General features: G+C 39.4%; 15 protein-coding genes. 14 read left to right on the forward strand and 1 reads right to left on the reverse strand.

Going from position 1 to position 17507, the window contains the following annotated elements; all coding sequences use genetic code 11:
• The first annotated feature begins 183 nt into the window (after positions 1-183).
• The 6 genes from napA (at position 184) to BXY64_RS02435 (ending at position 6859) form a co-directional block, all read left to right on the forward strand.
• A complete protein-coding gene (gene napA / locus BXY64_RS02410; RefSeq protein ID WP_120238379.1) occupies positions 184-2973 on the forward strand; it encodes a nitrate reductase catalytic subunit NapA in 2790 nt (929 codons plus the stop codon).
• Positions 2974-3072: 99 nt separating this feature from the next.
• Positions 3073-3849: a ferredoxin-type protein NapG gene (gene napG / locus BXY64_RS02415; RefSeq protein WP_120238380.1), complete on the forward strand. Its 777-nt coding sequence runs from the start codon at positions 3073-3075 to the stop codon at positions 3847-3849.
• A 201-nt stretch (positions 3850-4050) separates the two neighbouring features.
• Entirely contained in the window at positions 4051-4848 is a 798-nt protein-coding gene (napH, locus tag BXY64_RS02420) for a quinol dehydrogenase ferredoxin subunit NapH (RefSeq protein WP_120238381.1), read from the forward strand.
• 27 nt (positions 4849-4875) lie between these two features.
• Entirely contained in the window at positions 4876-5448 is a 573-nt protein-coding gene (locus BXY64_RS02425) for a nitrate reductase cytochrome c-type subunit (protein WP_120238382.1), read from the forward strand.
• 53 nt (positions 5449-5501) lie between these two features.
• Positions 5502-5849 carry a chaperone NapD gene (locus BXY64_RS02430; RefSeq protein WP_120238383.1) on the forward strand — a complete coding sequence of 116 codons (348 nt, stop codon included), beginning with the start codon at positions 5502-5504 and terminating at the stop codon, positions 5847-5849.
• Positions 5850-5953: 104 nt separating this feature from the next.
• Entirely contained in the window at positions 5954-6859 is a 906-nt protein-coding gene (locus BXY64_RS02435; protein WP_120238384.1) for an AraC family transcriptional regulator, read from the forward strand.
• 98 nt (positions 6860-6957) lie between these two features.
• Here the strand turns inward: BXY64_RS02435 and BXY64_RS02440 are convergent, their stop codons facing one another.
• Positions 6958-7416, reverse strand: a complete 459-nt coding sequence (locus BXY64_RS02440) for an Lrp/AsnC family transcriptional regulator (RefSeq protein WP_170150558.1) — start codon at positions 7414-7416, stop codon at positions 6958-6960.
• Positions 7417-7711: 295 nt separating this feature from the next.
• Here BXY64_RS02440 and BXY64_RS02445 point away from each other — a divergent pair, with 295 nt between their 5' ends.
• The 8 genes from BXY64_RS02445 to BXY64_RS02480 all read left to right on the forward strand — a co-directional run bounded on the left by BXY64_RS02445 (position 7712) and on the right by BXY64_RS02480 (position 17451).
• Positions 7712-8251: a 2-oxoacid:acceptor oxidoreductase family protein gene (locus tag BXY64_RS02445; protein WP_120238386.1), complete on the forward strand. Its 540-nt coding sequence runs from the start codon at positions 7712-7714 to the stop codon at positions 8249-8251.
• 84 nt (positions 8252-8335) lie between these two features.
• On the forward strand, positions 8336-8629 hold the full coding sequence (locus BXY64_RS02450) for a 4Fe-4S binding protein (protein WP_120238387.1): 294 nt from the start codon (positions 8336-8338) through the stop codon (positions 8627-8629).
• Between the two features lie 17 nt (positions 8630-8646).
• Complete coding sequence (locus tag BXY64_RS02455; RefSeq protein ID WP_120238388.1) at positions 8647-9837, forward strand: transketolase C-terminal domain-containing protein; 1191 nt, start codon at positions 8647-8649, stop codon at positions 9835-9837.
• Complete coding sequence (locus BXY64_RS02460; protein ID WP_120238389.1) at positions 9830-10738, forward strand: thiamine pyrophosphate-dependent enzyme; 909 nt, start codon at positions 9830-9832, stop codon at positions 10736-10738. The genes BXY64_RS02455 and BXY64_RS02460 overlap by 8 nt, the downstream gene beginning before the upstream one ends.
• A 224-nt stretch (positions 10739-10962) precedes the next feature.
• On the forward strand, positions 10963-12183 hold the full coding sequence (locus BXY64_RS02465) for an aminotransferase-like domain-containing protein (RefSeq protein WP_120238390.1): 1221 nt from the start codon (positions 10963-10965) through the stop codon (positions 12181-12183).
• 218 nt (positions 12184-12401) lie between these two features.
• Complete coding sequence (locus BXY64_RS02470) at positions 12402-13583, forward strand: porin family protein (RefSeq protein ID WP_120238391.1); 1182 nt, start codon at positions 12402-12404, stop codon at positions 13581-13583.
• Positions 13584-13981: 398 nt separating this feature from the next.
• Entirely contained in the window at positions 13982-16015 is a 2034-nt protein-coding gene (locus tag BXY64_RS02475) for a molybdopterin-containing oxidoreductase family protein (RefSeq protein ID WP_120238392.1), read from the forward strand.
• Between the two features lie 113 nt (positions 16016-16128).
• Positions 16129-17451, forward strand: coding sequence for a 4Fe-4S dicluster domain-containing protein (locus tag BXY64_RS02480; RefSeq protein ID WP_120238393.1), 1323 nt, complete (start codon positions 16129-16131; stop codon positions 17449-17451).
• The last annotated feature ends 56 nt before the right edge of the window (positions 17452-17507 follow it).

Genomic DNA, 17507 nt, shown 5'->3' on the forward strand with positions numbered 1-17507 from the left:
TCTAATACACCCCTCTCCCTGTAGGGATCTCCCCTAGAAGGGGAGAAACCAATGATTAAAGATGGTTGAAATTAAAAAGAACTCTAATTAAAGAGTTTTCCCCTTGAAAGGGGAAATGCCGATAGGCAAAGGGGTGAAGAAGGCTTTAAGAATAACATTTAAAATCTAGAAAATTCAAAATATATGAAACTTGCAAGGCGTGATTTTTTAAAGAGTTCGGCAGCTATCGCCGCTGCAACCGCAGTTGGAGTTGCTGTTCCGGAAACTCTGAAAGCAGAAGCTCGTGAGGCCGAAAGTGGCTGGACATGGGATAAGGCTGTATGTCGATTCTGTGGAACTGGTTGTGGTATCATGATTGCCACAAAAGACGATAAAATACTTGCTGTAAAAGGTGATCCATTGGCTCCTGTAAACCGTGGATTGAACTGTATTAAAGGATATTTTAATGCTAAGATAATGTACGGTGCCGACCGTCTGAAAAAACCATTGCTTCGTGTCGATGAGAATGGCAATTTTAGTAAACAAGGAAAATTTAAAGCGGTTAGCTGGCAGCGTGCTTTCGACGAAATGGAAAAGCACATGAAGTCGGCTATGAAAGAACTGGGACCAACGGGAATTGGGATTTTCAGTTCGGGTCAGTATACCATTATGGAAGGTTATGCCGCATCGAAATTGATGAAGGCGGGTTTCCGTTCTCATAACATCGACCCGAATGCTCGTCACTGTATGGCATCGGCCGTAGTTGCCTTTATTCAGGCTTTCGGTATTGATGAGCCGGCAGGAAACTACGACGATATGGAAATTACCGATACGGTAGTAACCTGGGGAGCCAATATGGCCGAGATGCACCCAATTCTTTGGTCGAGAATTACCGAGAACAAACTGAGTCATCCCGACAGAACCAAGGTGGTAAACCTTTCTACTTATACCAACCGTACTTCCGATTTGGCTGATATCGAAATCATATTCAAACCAAATACCGATTTGGCAATCTGGAACTACATTGCACACGAAATTGTGTACAACAAGCCAGAGGCCATCGATTGGGATTTTGTGAAGAAATATACTGTATTCGCAACAGGTTTTGTTGATATTGGTTACGGAATGCGTACGCCTGATCATCCTAAGTTTACCGATAAGGAAAAAGAAACCGTGAAGCATGAGGTTGCCAAGAAACTGACTGCCGATGAGGGAAAAACTTTGGCTTACCTGGGCTATAAGGAAGGCGATGTAATGGAAATGAAGCATCGCAACAAGGCGGTGAATCACTGGATCATTCAGTATGAAGAATTCAAGAAAGCACTGAAGCCGTATGACTTGGATACTGTAGCCAATATTGCAAAAGGAGATCCTGAAGAGTCAATTGAAGACTTCAAGAAGAAGTTGAAGGCATTGGCCGACTTGTATATCGAGAAAGGACGTAAGGTTTGTTCTTACTGGACCATGGGATTCAATCAGCATACCAGAGGTTCTTGGGTAAACGAGCAGGCATATATGGTTCACCTCTTGTTAGGAAAGCAATCGAAGCCAGGTGATGGTGCCTTTAGTTTAACGGGTCAACCATCGGCATGTGGTACCGCTCGTGAGGTGGGAACATTTGCTCACCGCTTGCCAGCAGATATGGTGGTTGCCAATGCCAAGCATCGCGAGATATCAGAGAAATTGTGGAAAGTTCCTGCAGGAACCATTAATCCTAAGGTGGGAAGTCACCTGATGAAGATCCACAGAGATATTGAGGATGGAAAGATCAAATTTGCATGGATTAATGTTTGTAATCCATATCAAAATACTGCCAATGCCAATCATTGGATTAAGGCAGCTCGCCAGATGGATAACTTCATTGTTTGTTCCGATGGATATCCAGGGATTTCGGCTAAGGTTTCCGATTTAATATTGCCTTCGGCGATGATCTACGAAAAGTGGGGAGCTTATGGTAATGCAGAACGCAGAACCCAGCATTGGAAACAGCAGGTTACACCTGTAGGTGATGCCATGCCTGATGTGTGGCAGTTTGTTGAATTAGCCAAGCGTTTCAAGCTGAAAGAGGTTTGGGGAGCACAAAAGGTTCCGGGATTGAAGGATGGTTTGCCTGATGTTTTGGAAGGAGCAAAGGAAATGGGTTACTCTCCTGAGGATACTTTATACGATGTACTGTTTGCCAACGAGGATGCAAAGAAATATGCATGGCCTGACCCAATTGGAGAAGGTAAGATCAATACAGAATCTGGTGGCGACAAACGTAAAGTATTAGGATCTGATGGAAAACCTTTTGAAGGTTACGGATTCTTTATGCACAAATACATTTGGGAGGAGTATCGCAAGTTTGGTATTGGCAATGGTCATGATTTGGCTGATTTTGATACCTATCACAAATGTAGAGGTTTAAAGTGGCCTGTTGTTGACGGAAAAGAAACCTTATGGCGTTTCAATTCGGAATATGATGTATATGCCAAGAAAGCAGACGTTGGGCCTTTTGCATTCTACGGAAAAGCATTGAAGAAAATGCCTCAGGGATCCATCTCGAAGCCTGACATGTCGAAGCCTAAGGTTAATTTGGCTAACAAAGCGAAAATCTTCTTCCGTCCGTATATGGAAGCACCTGAGGTACCGGATAAGGAATATCCTTACTGGATGTGTACGGGTCGTGTATTGGAGCACTGGCATTCGGGAACCATGACCATGCGAGTACCTGAATTGTACAGAGCAGTTCCGGAAGCACTTTGTTACATCCACCCAAAAGATGCCGCTGATCAAGGCTTGACAGAAGGCGATTTGGTATGGGTAGAATCAAGACGTGGGCGCATTAAAGCACACATCGAAACTCGAGGAAGAAATCGCGTGCCTAGAGGCTTGATATACATTCCTTGGTTCGACGAGAAGGTGTTTGTCAACAAACTTTGTTTGGATGCCACTTGTCCGATGTCGAAAGAGACAGACTTTAAGAAGTGTGCTGTTAAAATAAGCAAAGCGTAAATTAATTATGAGTTATGAATTAGGAATTGGAGGAAGTTCAAAGAATTTAGTTTCATGTATCGGAATTCATAACTCATCATTTATCATTCTAAAAAAAATATGGTGTCAAGAAGAAAAGTAATTCAAAGAGTGCTGGAAGGAGCTGTATTTGTAGGCGGTGGTGGTTTAATTTGGGGGAAATCCATTAAAGCGAACACCAAGGCCGACTATGTACTTCGTCCTCCGGGTGCTTTGAAAGAAAAAGATTTTCTGAAAGCATGTATCAAGTGCGGACAATGTGTTGAAGTTTGTCCCTATGATACACTTAAGCTTGCAGAGCCAGGTGATGGCATTGCAAACGGAACACCCTTTTTCGAACCTAGAACAATTCCTTGCTATTTGTGTACCGATATGCCTTGTACGGATTCTTGTCCTTCGGGAGCTCTGGATTTAAAAAACCTGAGCAAAGAAGAAGAGAAGCCGGATATAATGAATTCTAAAATGGGCTTGGCTGTGATTCATAAAGAATCCTGTTTGGCGTATTGGGGAATTCGCTGTGAGGCGTGTTATCGCGCTTGTCCTTTGATTGATAAGGCCATTACACTGGATTATGAGGTGAATAAAAGAACTGGTATGCATGCCAAGTTACTTCCCGTAGTTCATTCTGATGTTTGTACAGGATGCGGCGTATGTGAACAGGCATGTGTTGCCGAGAAGGCTGCCATTTTTGTTCTGCCATTGGACAAAGCAACTGGTAAAGTGGGCGACCATTACATCAAAGGCTGGGAAAAAGAAGATGAGAAAAGAATCAATGAGGAAGTCGAAAAAGCAGATGATGACAAGGATGTTAAGTCGGCTATCGATTACTTGAATGATGATGATTTAATTGAAGATTAGTGTCAATAGTGTATTAGCACCCCTCTGTCCTATTGGACATCTCCCCTAAAAGGGGAGAACAAAAATTAGACTTAGCACATAAATAGAATTTAGTAGTTCTGTTTATTTTAAGAACCTTTCCCTTCTAGGGAAAGTGCCGACAGGCGAAAGGGTGAAAAGACAATTAAAATTTGATACTAATTCATTATAAAAAACAATTGAATGAAAAAATATAAGTTTTTAATATTACGACGAATCATTCAGCTGTCCTTTCTGCTTCTATTTGCTGGGGGAAACTATTTTGGATGGGAAATCCTTCGAGGCAATTACAGTTCTGCCATCATTGCTGATTCTTTGCATTTAAGTGATCCTTATGCTGTTTTGCAGATATTGGTATCCGGATTTATTGCGTCAAGTTCAGTATTGTTGGGAGCATTATTAATATTCCTAATCTATGCATTGATAGGAGGAAGAATGTTCTGTTCCTGGATTTGTCCTATGAACATCATCACCGATATTGCATTTCGCTTGCGCAGAATATTTAAGATAGAAACGGAAGCAAAAGTTTCAGTTTCACGAAATCTAAGGTATTACGTCCTGGCTTTAAGCCTAATTGTTTCTGCGGTATTTGGAATGGCTGCCTTCGAAATTATCAGTCCGATATCTATGCTTCACCGGGCCATTGTGTTTGGTTCAGGAGCTGGATGGGCAATTGTTGCAGTGGTTTTCTTTGTCGATCTGTTTGTTTTGAAAGCAGGTTGGTGTGGGCACATTTGTCCTTTGGGAGGATTTTATGCCTTGGTAGGAAAGCAGGCTGTAATTAAGGTGAAGCACGACAAAGAGAAATGTACCCATTGCATGGATTGTTTCGATGTTTGTGTGGAAGAGCCTGTTTTGGATATTGTAGGCAAGAAAAGCGACTTTATTCGCAGCGGAGCTTGCACCAATTGCGGCAGATGCATAGAGGTTTGCCATGACAATGCGATGAAATATTCGCTGAAATTCGATTTAAAAAAATAATGAAGAGATTAAATAAAATCTAAAAACATGAAATACCTAGCCCTAATTGCTTTGTTCTTTTTAGTAGCTTGTAATCAAGCTAAAGAGACAAAAATTGATGAAGATCAGTTGGGTTTTATTGATGCAGATTTGCATTCGGATGAAACCAATTTTAAAATGAAGGCCAATTTTAATGAGGATAAACCAGAGGTGGGAATTACCATAGAGCGTTCGTTCGAGAATGCACCTCCAATGATTCCGCACACTACTGCTGGATTCTTCCCAATTAAAATGGACAATAACATTTGTTTGAGCTGTCACATGCCTGACAAGGTTGAGGAATCGGGAGCTCGCGAAATCTCAAAAACACACTTTCAAACCTGGCGCCCGCAATTGGTGCTTAAGGATGGTGTTTACTCCAATCCGAAAGAGGATGATAAAGTGTATGTAAAGGATGTTAAAGATTTAAATATGGCATACTTTAATTGTTCACAATGTCATGCTCCTCAGGCCGATGTTACCATTGATATTGAGAATCTGTTTACGGTTGAGTTCCGAGAAAAATTTGGTATCAAGGAATCCAATTTACAGGATAATATTGGTGATGGCGTAAATAATTAATAATGGTAGAGACGCAAGGCTTTGCGTCTCTACATGATATAAAGATTAATAATATGAATATATCCAGTGTAGTAGTTCGTGTCCTTCCAGAGCATACCGAGCATTTGGTAGGTCAACTTAAGGATAGTGATTTGTGTGATTATCATTTGCATGATGAAGGAAAGATAATTGTCACAATCGAAGGAGAAGGAATTAGTGAGGAGATTGCCAAACTGAAAAAGATTCAGGCAATGAAAAACGTGCTTTCGGCTGATATGATGTATTCCTATTCCGAAGACGAGTTGGATCAGGAAAGAGATAAGATTGACAAATCTGATGGAATAAAACCCTGGTTGAATGATAACAGCAAAGATGCCGGATTGATTAATTATGCCGGAGATCTGAAAAAGAAGAAATTATAATGTAGGGACACGCAATGGCGTGTCTTTTTTTTGAACATGTAATTCCCGGTTTATCGAAATGATTCGATTGTTAAGAGACAATTCATTTTTATCTTTAGCGAATCATGAATAAGCATCAAAAGGAATACATACATCGAATAAATCGGGTACTAGATTATATAGAGTCTCATATTGATCAGGAATTATCTCTTGAGACATTGGCTGAGATTGCCAACTTTTCTCCCTTTCATTTTCATAGAATCTTTTCAGCATTTACCGGAGAAACAATCAATGGTTTTGTGAGAAGAATTAGACTTGAAAAAGCCGGCAGTATGTTGATAACATATAAGGAAAAAACGGTAAGTGAAATTGCCTATGCCTGTGGATTTCAAAGTGCTTCTGTTTTTTGTAGAAGCTTTAAATCTCGCTTTAAAATGAGTGCTCAGGAATTCCGGGAAAACTGGGAACCCATAAATAGCAAGAATTGTCAATCGGATCGCAAGAATGGTAAAATCCTTACAGAAAATCAAACCTATGTTTGTGATGTTGAATTATTAAAAATGTCACAAATGAAATCGAAAATTGAAATTAAGGAAATGCCTGCAATGGATTTGATTTATTGCCGACACGTTGGTGAATACCATTTGATTGTGAATGCTTATGAAAAATTGAGGAAGTGGGCTGAACCAAGAGGTTTGTTCAGACCAAATACTAAAGCGGTAACTGTGTATCATGATGATCCGAAGGTGACAGAGCAAGATAATATGAGGCAAAGTGCCAGTATCTTGTTGGATCATCCTGTGAAGGCAGAGGGTGAATTTGGCAACCTTTCAATTCCAGGGGGAAAATATGTTGTGGGAAGTTTTACCATATCAGCTACAGAATTTAAAGAAGCTTGGGATGCGGTTTGTATTTGGCTATCGGAAAGTGGATATGAACCTACAGATGCTTGTCCTTATGAGTTGTATCACGAGAGCGAACCTCCTGAAAAATTTGTAGTGGATATTTGTATTCCTGTAAAACCAATGTAATTGAATTGGGAAAACCAACAGATCTGAAAAAGATGAGATTATACTTCATTAATGAAATGATAATTTGCCCTGGGTTTCAACCCGGGGCTTTTTGTATTTTACAAATCAAACCCAATCTTCTCCGACGAAGCAATTACAAAAGTACTGTTGAAACGAGTAAGAAACTCAAACTTCGAAAGCTTCTCTTGGATAAAGTATTGAAACTCGTTCATGTCTTTCACCATAATTTTAAGCATGGCATCAAAATTACCTGAGGTATAATAGAATTCCATCACTTCAGGTAAGGCTAAAGCTTGTTCTCGAAAAGAGTCTACAACATCACGAGTGTGCTTAGTCAATAAAATAGAGATAAAAACAGTCATGCTTCTGTCAATTTTCTCAGGATCTAGCATGGCCACATAATTCTTAATAATTCCACTTCTTTCCAGCTTCTTTACACGTTCATAAACCGGAGTGTTACTTAGGTGCAGCTTTTCTGCTAACTCCTTAATTGTGATCCTACAATCTTGTTGAAGGAGTTCTAAAATCTTACGATCGGTTCTGTCCAGATTTTCCATAGGAGAAAAATTTTCTATTGATGTGCCTGATTTTGGCTTTTGTAAAGATATAAATTCTTCGGAATTGCACATTACATAGAGTAGTTTTCTGTATTTATTCCATATGCTAGTAAATCATTTGGTTGATGGGTATTTTTACAAGACAAAATTACGCTTGCACTTAATGGGCAATTAATAATTGAGAAAATTCCAATTAATCAGTAGGTGTTGATTTTGAGTTTCTCTCCATTTGGAAGTGATTGAGACAGGTAGAGAGGCAATAATTGAATTGAAAAAGACAAACACTAAATAGATAATGAAAGAAATCAGATGGCACGGACGAGGAGGTCAAGGAGGATTTACCGCTTCTCGCTTGTTAGGAATTGCTGCTAGTGTTCATGGTGGAAAGCATGCTTTGGCTTTCCCATCATTCGGACCTGAGCGTAGAGGAGCGCCTGTATTGGCATTCACTAAAATTGATGACACAAAAATTCATGATCGAAGCGAAGTTCAGGAGAGTGACTTCGTTGTAGTCATGGACGAAACACTAATTGTTCCTGGATTCGAAAAAGGAATCAAAGAAAATGCATGTGTATTGATCAACACCACAGATGTAGAGCAATATCGCGAGCAATTAAAAGGATTTGATTTACGAGGAATTGATGCTACCACTCTTGCTATGGAGGTATTGGGCAGACCAATAACCAACACTGCAATGTATGGTGCTTTGGCGGCTGCTTCAGGCTTGGTAAGCAAGGAAGCTGCAATTGCAAGTATTCATACCGAGATGAAGCCAAAGTTGGCTCAGCTGAATGAGAAGATTGTAGAGAGAGCATACGAACTAATTAACAATTAAGAATTAATAATTAACAATTGTTCAGAACTGATTTCTGGAGGTTGAAATTATTAATTGATAATTACTAATTGACAATTGATTAAAATGAGTCGTCCAAAACATACGGAATACAAAATTCCTCAACACATAAACGATTACCCAACCGGGCCACAATACGAAGCTGGATTTCTTCCAGAAAAGAATGCAGGTTGGAGAACCTTTAAGCCTGTAGTGAATCATGATGAATGTATTTACTGCTTGCGTTGCTACTTGCTTTGTCCTGATGGAACCATCATGAAAGACAATGGCAAAATCAAAATCGACATGGATTATTGCAAAGGCTGTGGGGTTTGTGCCCACGAATGTCCTAAGGATGCAATTGAAATGGTAAAAGAGTAATCGCAAAAGAAAGATCAATGAAAACAAATAAAATATTCATATCAGGTGATGAGGCAGTAGCACAAGGCGTGAAACTTTCACGTCCACATGTGGTGGCTGCATATCCAATCACTCCGCAGACCATTACGGTTGAGCGTTTGTCTGAAATGGTAGAGGCAGGCGAGATGGATGCGGAATACATGCACGTAGAGTCTGAACACTCTGCAATCTCAGCTACAATGGGTGCCAGTGCAGTTGGTGCCAGAACATTTACAGCATCTTCTTCTCAGGGCTTGTTGTATATGGCCGAAGGACTTCACTACTGTAGTGGTGGCCGCTGGCCAGTTGTAATGATGAATGCGAACCGTTCAGTTGCTTTACCATGGAGTATCTATGGTGATCAGCGCGATTCACTTTCTCTTTTGGATTCAGGTTGGATTCAAGTATATGTGGAAGATGCACAGGAAGCATTGGACATGATCATTCAGGCATACAAAATTGCTGAACACAAAGATGTATTGACACCAATGATGGTGAACTTGGATGGTTTCATCTTGACTCATACTTACGAGTTGGTTGAGATTCCTGATCAGGAAATGGTAGATCAGTTCTTGCCTCCATTCGAGACTCCAAACAAGATGTCTTTCGAGAATCCGAAGAACCTTGGATTTAGTTCTCGTCCTGATGACAATACCGAGTTCAAATATCAGCAGAACGAAGCCATGTTCAATGCCATTGATGTTATTCGTAAAACCGATGAGGATTTTACTGAAATGTTCGGCAGAAAATATCATGGAATGGTAGAGGAATATATGTGCGAAGATGCTGATGTGGTATTGGTAGCATTGGGAAGTGTTTGCGGAACTGTGAGAGTGGTTGTTGACAAGCTTCGCGCTGAAGGTAAAAAAGTTGGATTGTTGAAGATCCGTTACATGCGTCCTTTCCCGGTTGAGGAAGTGAAAGATTTGGCCAAGAGAGTAAAAGCAATGGGTGTTATCGATAAGGATATCTCATTCGGATACGAAGGAACAGTTTACACCAATGTGAACTCAGCCATTTCTCAGATCGACAAATATGTGTACAAAAGCAACTTTGTTGGCGGTTTAGGTGGTCGCGATATCACCAAAGCAGAAATTGAAGACATGTACAACAAGTTGTATGCAGGATTGGAGAACAAGAGTGAAGAGACAGTAGAATTTTTCAGCTTAAATGTAGAAGGCAATGACTAAAGTATTAGATATCCCAAAAGTGAATGCGAAAAACATGACCGAGAAGGAGTTTTTCTATGGTCATAAAGCTTGTGCCGGATGTGGCGGTAGTATTGCTGTACGTTTGGCCTTGAAAGTATTGGGCGAGCGTACCTATTCTGCTCTTCCAGCTGGTTGTATGTCGGCAGTAGGATTCATTTATCCACAGATGGCATTCAACTCCAATGCAATTATTACAACCTTTCCAGGTTCGGCAAGTATGGCTGCAGGGATTGCTGCAGGTGCCAAAGCTTTGGGACAAAAAGATTTTAAAACGGTAGTATTCGCTGGTGATGGTGGTACTGCTGATATCGGATTCCAGGCATTATCAGGAATGATCGATCGTAACGATGATGTATTGTACATCTGCTACGACAACGAAGCCTATATGAATACCGGAATTCAGAAGAGTGGTTTGACTCCTTACGGAACCAAAACTACGACTACTCCTGCTGGTAAGAATATCCCGGGAACGATAACTCACAAGAAGAACTTGTTTGAGATTATTGCTGCTCATGATATTGCTTACGCTGCTACTGCAAGTATTGGTTATCCTCAGGATTTTATCAACAAGGTAAACAAAGCGAAGCACGTTAAAGGTGCAACATTTATTCATGTATATGCATCGTGTCCAACAGGATGGGGAACGCCAACCGAAACATCGGTAGAAATTGCCAAAGATGCTGTAGATGCAGGATTAATTTTCCTTGCAGAATATGAGGATGGTGAATACAAATTGAACAGAAATCCAAAGGAATTCAAATCGGTTGAAGAGTACCTGAAAAAGCAGGGACGATTCAAGCACATGAGCGATGCCGATATTCAATGCGTAATTGAAAACCGCGACAAGAAGTGGGAACGCATGCGCAAAAATTGGCTGTAAATCAATTGATAATTATCAATGAATAATAGCACCCCTCTGGCTGTAGCCATCTCTCCTAGGAGGGGAGAAATCCTAGATTGAATGTAGAACTTCAGTTTTTAGTCTTCCCCTTTTTTGGGAAGTGCAGATAGGCGAAGGGGTGCAAGAATCCTAAATAAACAAAACAACAAACAGTACAGACGCAAGGAATTGCGCCTCAACAAACAAAACAAAAACCAAACACAATGATCAGCGATTTAAAAGGAACATTTTCCAACATAAGCAACAACATCAAAAGATCTGCTATTCGTGAGATCCTAAAATTGACCCAAAATCCTGAAGTAATTTCTTTTGCAGGAGGATTACCAGCACCGGAATCTTTCCCTGTTGACAATTTGGATGAGATCATTTCAACCATGTTGAAGGAGGAAGGAGCAGAGGTATTGCAGTACGATGCAACCGAAGGAGTTACAGAGTTAAGAGAACTTCTTTTGAAGAGATATCAGAATGAAGGTGTTCAGTGCGAATTGGACAACATGATTGTAACTACGGGATCGCAGCAAGGTCTGGATTTGGTTGGAAAAGTGTTTGTGAATCAAGGAGATGTTGTGATCTGTGGATTGCCATCTTACTTGGGTGGTATCAGTGCTTTTCAGGCTTATGGAGCTAAAATGGAAGGGGTACCAATGGATGAGAATGGAATGAGTGCTGAGCTTTTGGAAGCCAAGTTGATTGAATTGGCGGAGCAAGGTATCAAACCTAAATTCATCTATATCATTCCTGATTTCCAAAACCCAACAGGAATTACCATGCCTGAATCTCGTCGTTTGGAGATTATCGCATTGGCACACAAATACGATGTTTTGATTGTTGAGGATTGTCCTTACAGAGAGGTGAGATTCGAAGGAGAACCACAACGCATGATGTATGATTTGGACAATGATGATCATGTAATGACATTGGGAACTTTCTCTAAGACATTTGCACCAGGCTTGCGTATTGGTTGGATCTTAGGTCCGAAAGAAGTAAATGACAAGATTGTGATTGCCAAGCAATCGTCTGACTTGTGTACACCAACTTTCGTTCAGAAAATGGCGATTCGTTACATGAAATCAGAGCATTTTGAATCGAATCTTAAAAAGACCATCGATTTGTATCACCAGCGTAGAGATGTAATGTTGGCAGAGATGGAAAAATGCATGCCAGAAGGAGTAAAATGGACGCATCCGGAAGGTGGAATGTTCCTTTTTATTACACTTCCTGAGAATATGGATGCCTTGGAATTGTTCCACAAAGCAATTGAAAAGAAAGTGGCATTTGTTACTGGAAATGTATTCTATTGTGATGGAGGCGGAACCAATACCATGCGTTTGAACTTCTCATATGTGAACAACGAAAAAGCGATTGCAGGTATTCAGCGTTTGGCTCAAATTATCGAGGCTGAAATGGCTGTCGAGGCTTACTAGTTCAAAAAGAAAGGTATAATAAGACAATATGAAAGCCTGATAGAGCGTTGATTTTTCAGGCTTTTATATTAAGCATATAAAATAAAATGATGGTACTTTGTTTGTTATCGTGTCTATAAAACAAGTAATTTAGATGTGATTTAAATACATAATAATAGGATGTATAGTCTTAAATTTCTATTTTAAGTGGCTAATTCATTACTAACCCCTATTTAATTATGAAAAAACATTTAATAGTACTACTGTCATTAGTGAGTTTACTAACTTTCTCGGCATTTTCACAAAATGACTTCAGAAAAGGATATGTCATAACAACAAAAGGAGATACTTTACATGGACAGGTGGCATACACTCTAAAATCAAAAAATTATCGATACTGTATATTCAAGAAGGATGAGAGAAAACAGAAGTTCAGTTCTGATGAAATCATTCGATATGCCATTGATGGAAACAGAACTTTTGTTAATGGTGTTGTTGATGATTCTTTTGTAGAGTTGTTGATTGAAGGAGAAATCAATCTTTATAAAAAGGCATCAAACTTTTATGTGCAAAAAAATAATGGTGATATACATCTATTAGAGAAATATATAAAAAAGAAAGATGATTTTGGAGAGGTTAAAACAGAAAACAAAAGATGGAGAGGGATTCTGTTCTTTTTGGTTAAGGATAGGCTGGAAGGAAAAGTATCTCTTCAAAGATTTGAGTTTTCAGAAAAATACTTGACAGAATTAATTAGGGATTATAATATTTCCGGAGGGATGAATTATCACGAAAGTAAGGCTGATATTCAATGGGTGAAAACCCAGTTTGGTCCAATTGCGGGATTTAATTTTGAAAAATTATATATAGATAACAAATCATCTTATTACTATTATTATAATCAGGATATTAATCAGTTGAATCCTTTTATTGGAGTTGCATTTAATATTTATACGCCTAGATTGTCGGAAAAATTTAGCTTACAACTAGAACTTCAATTAAGCAAATTGGATGTGAAAAAAGAATTTCATGATGAAATTCCAGGCTATAAATTTGATAATACACATACAATAGAAGCAACTAAATTAAGTATTCCTTTTGCTGTGAAATATGATTTTTACAGCAAAAAACTAAAATGGCACATACTGGGTGGTATATTGGCAGAGAAGAATTTTAATGCCGACTATTATACTATAGTTAACCGATTTTATAATGACGAATCAGATTCTTTCGAGTTAAGAGACATGAAAATAAAGGATAATCAGACAGGTTATTGGATTGGTTTTGGAGTGGAAAAGAAGATAAAAAAAGTCCACGCCAGATTAGGAGTTAGATATTACAAAATTGGTAATTTGTTATATCACAAAAGTATTGATGTGAAACAAAATCGATTGTCTTTTAATCTATTTATATCCATGTAAAAAAATACATTTTAAATATCCTAAAGAGGATTAATTTGTAAATAAGAAGATTTATAAAGAGGGACCAATCACAAGACTTTCAAGTGCAATTGTTCCCTTTCTTTTTTTAAGTATTGATTATTGCCTGAAAGGCATAAAGATATTAGCCCAGGGCATCGCCCTGGGTTTATTGTATCATGTAAATTATTGTCGCAATAGAAATGATGATTGTTGTAGCTTGATTCTTGCGACGAAATAGGGGTATCTTTTATTTAATATAGCTTTTTCAATTGCCTCGGGTTTCAACCCGAGGATGATGTTAATATTATTGAAAGAGAGGAATACATGATTTTGATAGTGTATCTGCTCCCTTTTCTTTTTTTTATTAATTTTCCATGAATTTTTGAGATTATTAACCTATGAAAATCTACTCAACAGCTTGTCCCCGAAATTGCTACAGTACCTGTAGTGTTAAAGTTCGTGTAGAGAACGATAAAGTGATTGGAATTGACCCACACCCTGAAAATCGTGCTACACCAGAAGGACCATGTATTAAAGGTTTGGCTTATGTGGAACGTGCCAATTCGAAGGAGAGAATTTTGTATCCGCAAAAGCGAATAGCTGAAGGGAAGTATGAACGAATTTCTTGGGATGAGGCATTGAATACCATTGTTGAGCAGTTGAAGAATTGCAAACAGACTTTTGGTCCGCATTCAGTTCTTTATTTTGCAGCTAGTGGCATGTCTGGTTTGTTGAATGGAGTAGGAGCAAACTTCTGGAAACTGTTTGGAGGCGCAACAACAACCTATGGAAATCTTTGTTGGCCTGCAGGATTGGAGGCCACTCGACTGACCTTAGGTGCCAACAAACACAATGCTCCCTGGGATTTGGAGAATGCCAAGCTGATCTTATTGTGGGGAAAGAATCCTGCCGAAACCAATATTCAGGAGATGATTCCTGTTGAGAAGGCACAGGAAAAAGGTGGGAAATTGATTGTGATTGATCCTCGCAGAACTCCTTCCAGCGAGCGTGCGAATTCACTCTTCCAAATCAAATCGGGAACCGATGCAGCCTTGGCTTTAGGGATTGCTAGAGAATTGATTCAGAATGATTGGATCGATCATGAATTTATAGAGAAATACGTACTTGGCTTTGAGCAATTCAAAGAGCGAGTTGATCAATATACATTGGAGAAAGTATCAGAGATCTGTCGTATTCCTGTAGAAGCCATTCAGGAACTGGCAAAAGAAATTGGAACAACAGATGTCATGACATTGATTCCGGGTTACGGCATGCAGCGATATGAAAACGGTGGTCAAACCACTCGCTGTATATTAGCATTGTCGGTAATTACTGGAAATATTGGGAAGCCCGGTGCTTGTTTCCATTATGCAAATCTTCAGAGCTATGTGTTCGATGATTTGAAAGAGCCGGAATCATACTTTCCAGGATGCGAGCATCCAAGTTTCAGGAGGAAGATATCTGTAGCCAAATTGGGTGAGGATTTATTGAATATCAAAGATCCTGAAGTGAAGTTCATTTGGGTAGAAAGGGGAAATCCCTTATCTCAAAATCCGGATACCAATAAAATCCGTAAGGCATTCCGAAAGGCAGACTTTCGAGTGGTTGTAGATCAGTTTATAACCGACACGACATTGGAAGCGGATATCATTCTGCCAGCAAAAAACATGTTCGAGCAATCCGATATCATTGGCTCTTATTGGAACCCGTATGTGCAATTGCGACAGAAAGTAATGGAACCGGTGGGCGAGGTAAAACCTGAAACGGAAATCTATTATCTCTTGGCAAAACAATTGGGATTTGCCGATGAAGAGATCGAAGGAAATATTCCAGAACCTATTGATGAGGCAATTGAAGAATATTTGAACGGATTCCTGAAAGATTTTCCCGAATTAAGTTTGGAACAATTGAAGAAAGGGCCGCAATTGGCAAACTCTTTCGAGGAGATTCCTTTTGCAGATTATCAGTTCCCAACTACTTCTGGTAAAATTGAGCTGTATAGTGAGATGGCCAGGCAAATGTGGGGAGTGGATGAATTGCCCGATTACGTTCCTTTGCCTGAACAAGGTGAATTTCAGTTTCAGTTGATATCGCCAAACTCAAAGAATCGAATTCATTCACAGTTTGGCAATTTAAATGTGATCAAGCAATTTGAACCCGAAGCCTATCTTTTTGTTCATCCATTGGATGCTGAAGAGAAACAGATGAAGAATGGTGAAAAGGTTGAAATCTATAATCATCAGGGTAGAGCGGAAGTGAAACTGCAATATGATTTGGGTTTGCGCAGAGGAAATGTAGTACTAACCAATGGTCATCAATCTCATTTGGGAGCCGCTCCCAATTTATTCACCAAGGGATGCGAAACGGATATGGGACATGGTACCGCGTTCCATAACACTTGGATCAACTTGAGAACAATTAACAATGAGTAATTATCAATTAATAATAGAATTAAAGGAATAGTTAGTTCAAGCGGGAGTTGCTAATCCGGCTTGAGGATAATGATAAAAATAAGATTGACTTTAAATTATAATTTTAAAGGATCGTGAAAAAAAACTCATTCATATTCAACACCAACCGATGCGTAGGCTGTAATGCTTGCGTGGCGGGTTGCAGCATAGAAAATGGAACCGATTTTCGTGTGAACTGGCGAGAGGTAAACACTGGAAACAAAATCAAACACCCGGGATTGCCTGTTTTCCATTTTTCATTGGCCTGTAACCATTGCGAGGATGCTCCTTGTATGAAGAACTGTCCGGCACTGGCTTATACTCGAGATGAAAAAACGGGAGCCATCATTCATCATGCCGAGGCATGCATTGGTTGTACCTATTGCACCTGGGCTTGTCCGTACGATGCACCAAAGTTCAATCCGGCTACCAAGATCGTTGAGAAATGTAATTTCTGTGTGGATAGAATCTCAGATGGGAAACGTCCTGCTTGTGTGGAAGCTTGTCCGGTAGGAGCACTTGACTTTGGGTTGTTGGACTTGAAAGAAGAAGATCGTGTAACTCCTGGATTTGTGGATATGGGCATCAAACCATCCATTCAATTGATACCGTTAAGAGAAGAAAATAAGGCGCCAAAGGTGGAGAATACTGATCAGGTAGAAATCGATGAGAAAAAGATAGAGGAGTGGCTGCCAAAACCAAAAGATAAAGTGGCATTGGACAAGGAATGGACCTTGGTGCTATTTACTATTGCAGTAGCAGGACTGGTAGCTTGGCAGGCAGCTCATTTAATGGGCGCCATAGACATGCAGTTGATTCCATTTGGCATCGTTTCAGTTTTGGCCATTGCATTAACATCGCTTCATATTGGAAAGAAAATGCGCATGTGGCGATTCATTCTCAACCTGAAAGGCTCCTGGTTGAGTAGAGAAATCTTCTCCTTTTCAGGATTTTTAGGTTTAACAGGATTTCAACTAGTTACAGGAAATATATGGTTTGGAATTTTAGCTTTGATTTTTGGGATTTGTAGTTTGATATCTGTTGATATGGTTTACAAATTCTTGACGCGAAAAGATGGTCTTCCAGTGCATTCAGGCATGGTAAGTCTTACAGGAATTTTGTTTTTTGTTTGGCTGATTGAGGTGCCGATTGTTATAGAACTTATAATTCTAATCAAAGGAAGTTTATACATTGGGAGGAAAATATCTTTACGTCTAATAAGATTGAAACATTTTCCAGCTCTTTCATTGCTAAGAACGCTCTGTTTATTAATTCCATATTTTCTGTTGGGTACGCAATGGGAATTGAGCTTAGCAATATCTTTAGCCATTATACTCGCCGGAGAATTAATCGATAGGGCAGAATTTTATTACGAATCGGATGTGATTACACCGGAGAAAGAATTACGAAATATATAAATTTGATAGAATGGTAAAGACGTGGCATTGCTACGTCTCTACGAAAGCAATATATT

Source organism: Marinifilum flexuosum (assembly GCF_003610555.1).
Lineage (GTDB): Bacteria > Bacteroidota > Bacteroidia > Bacteroidales > Marinifilaceae > Marinifilum > Marinifilum flexuosum.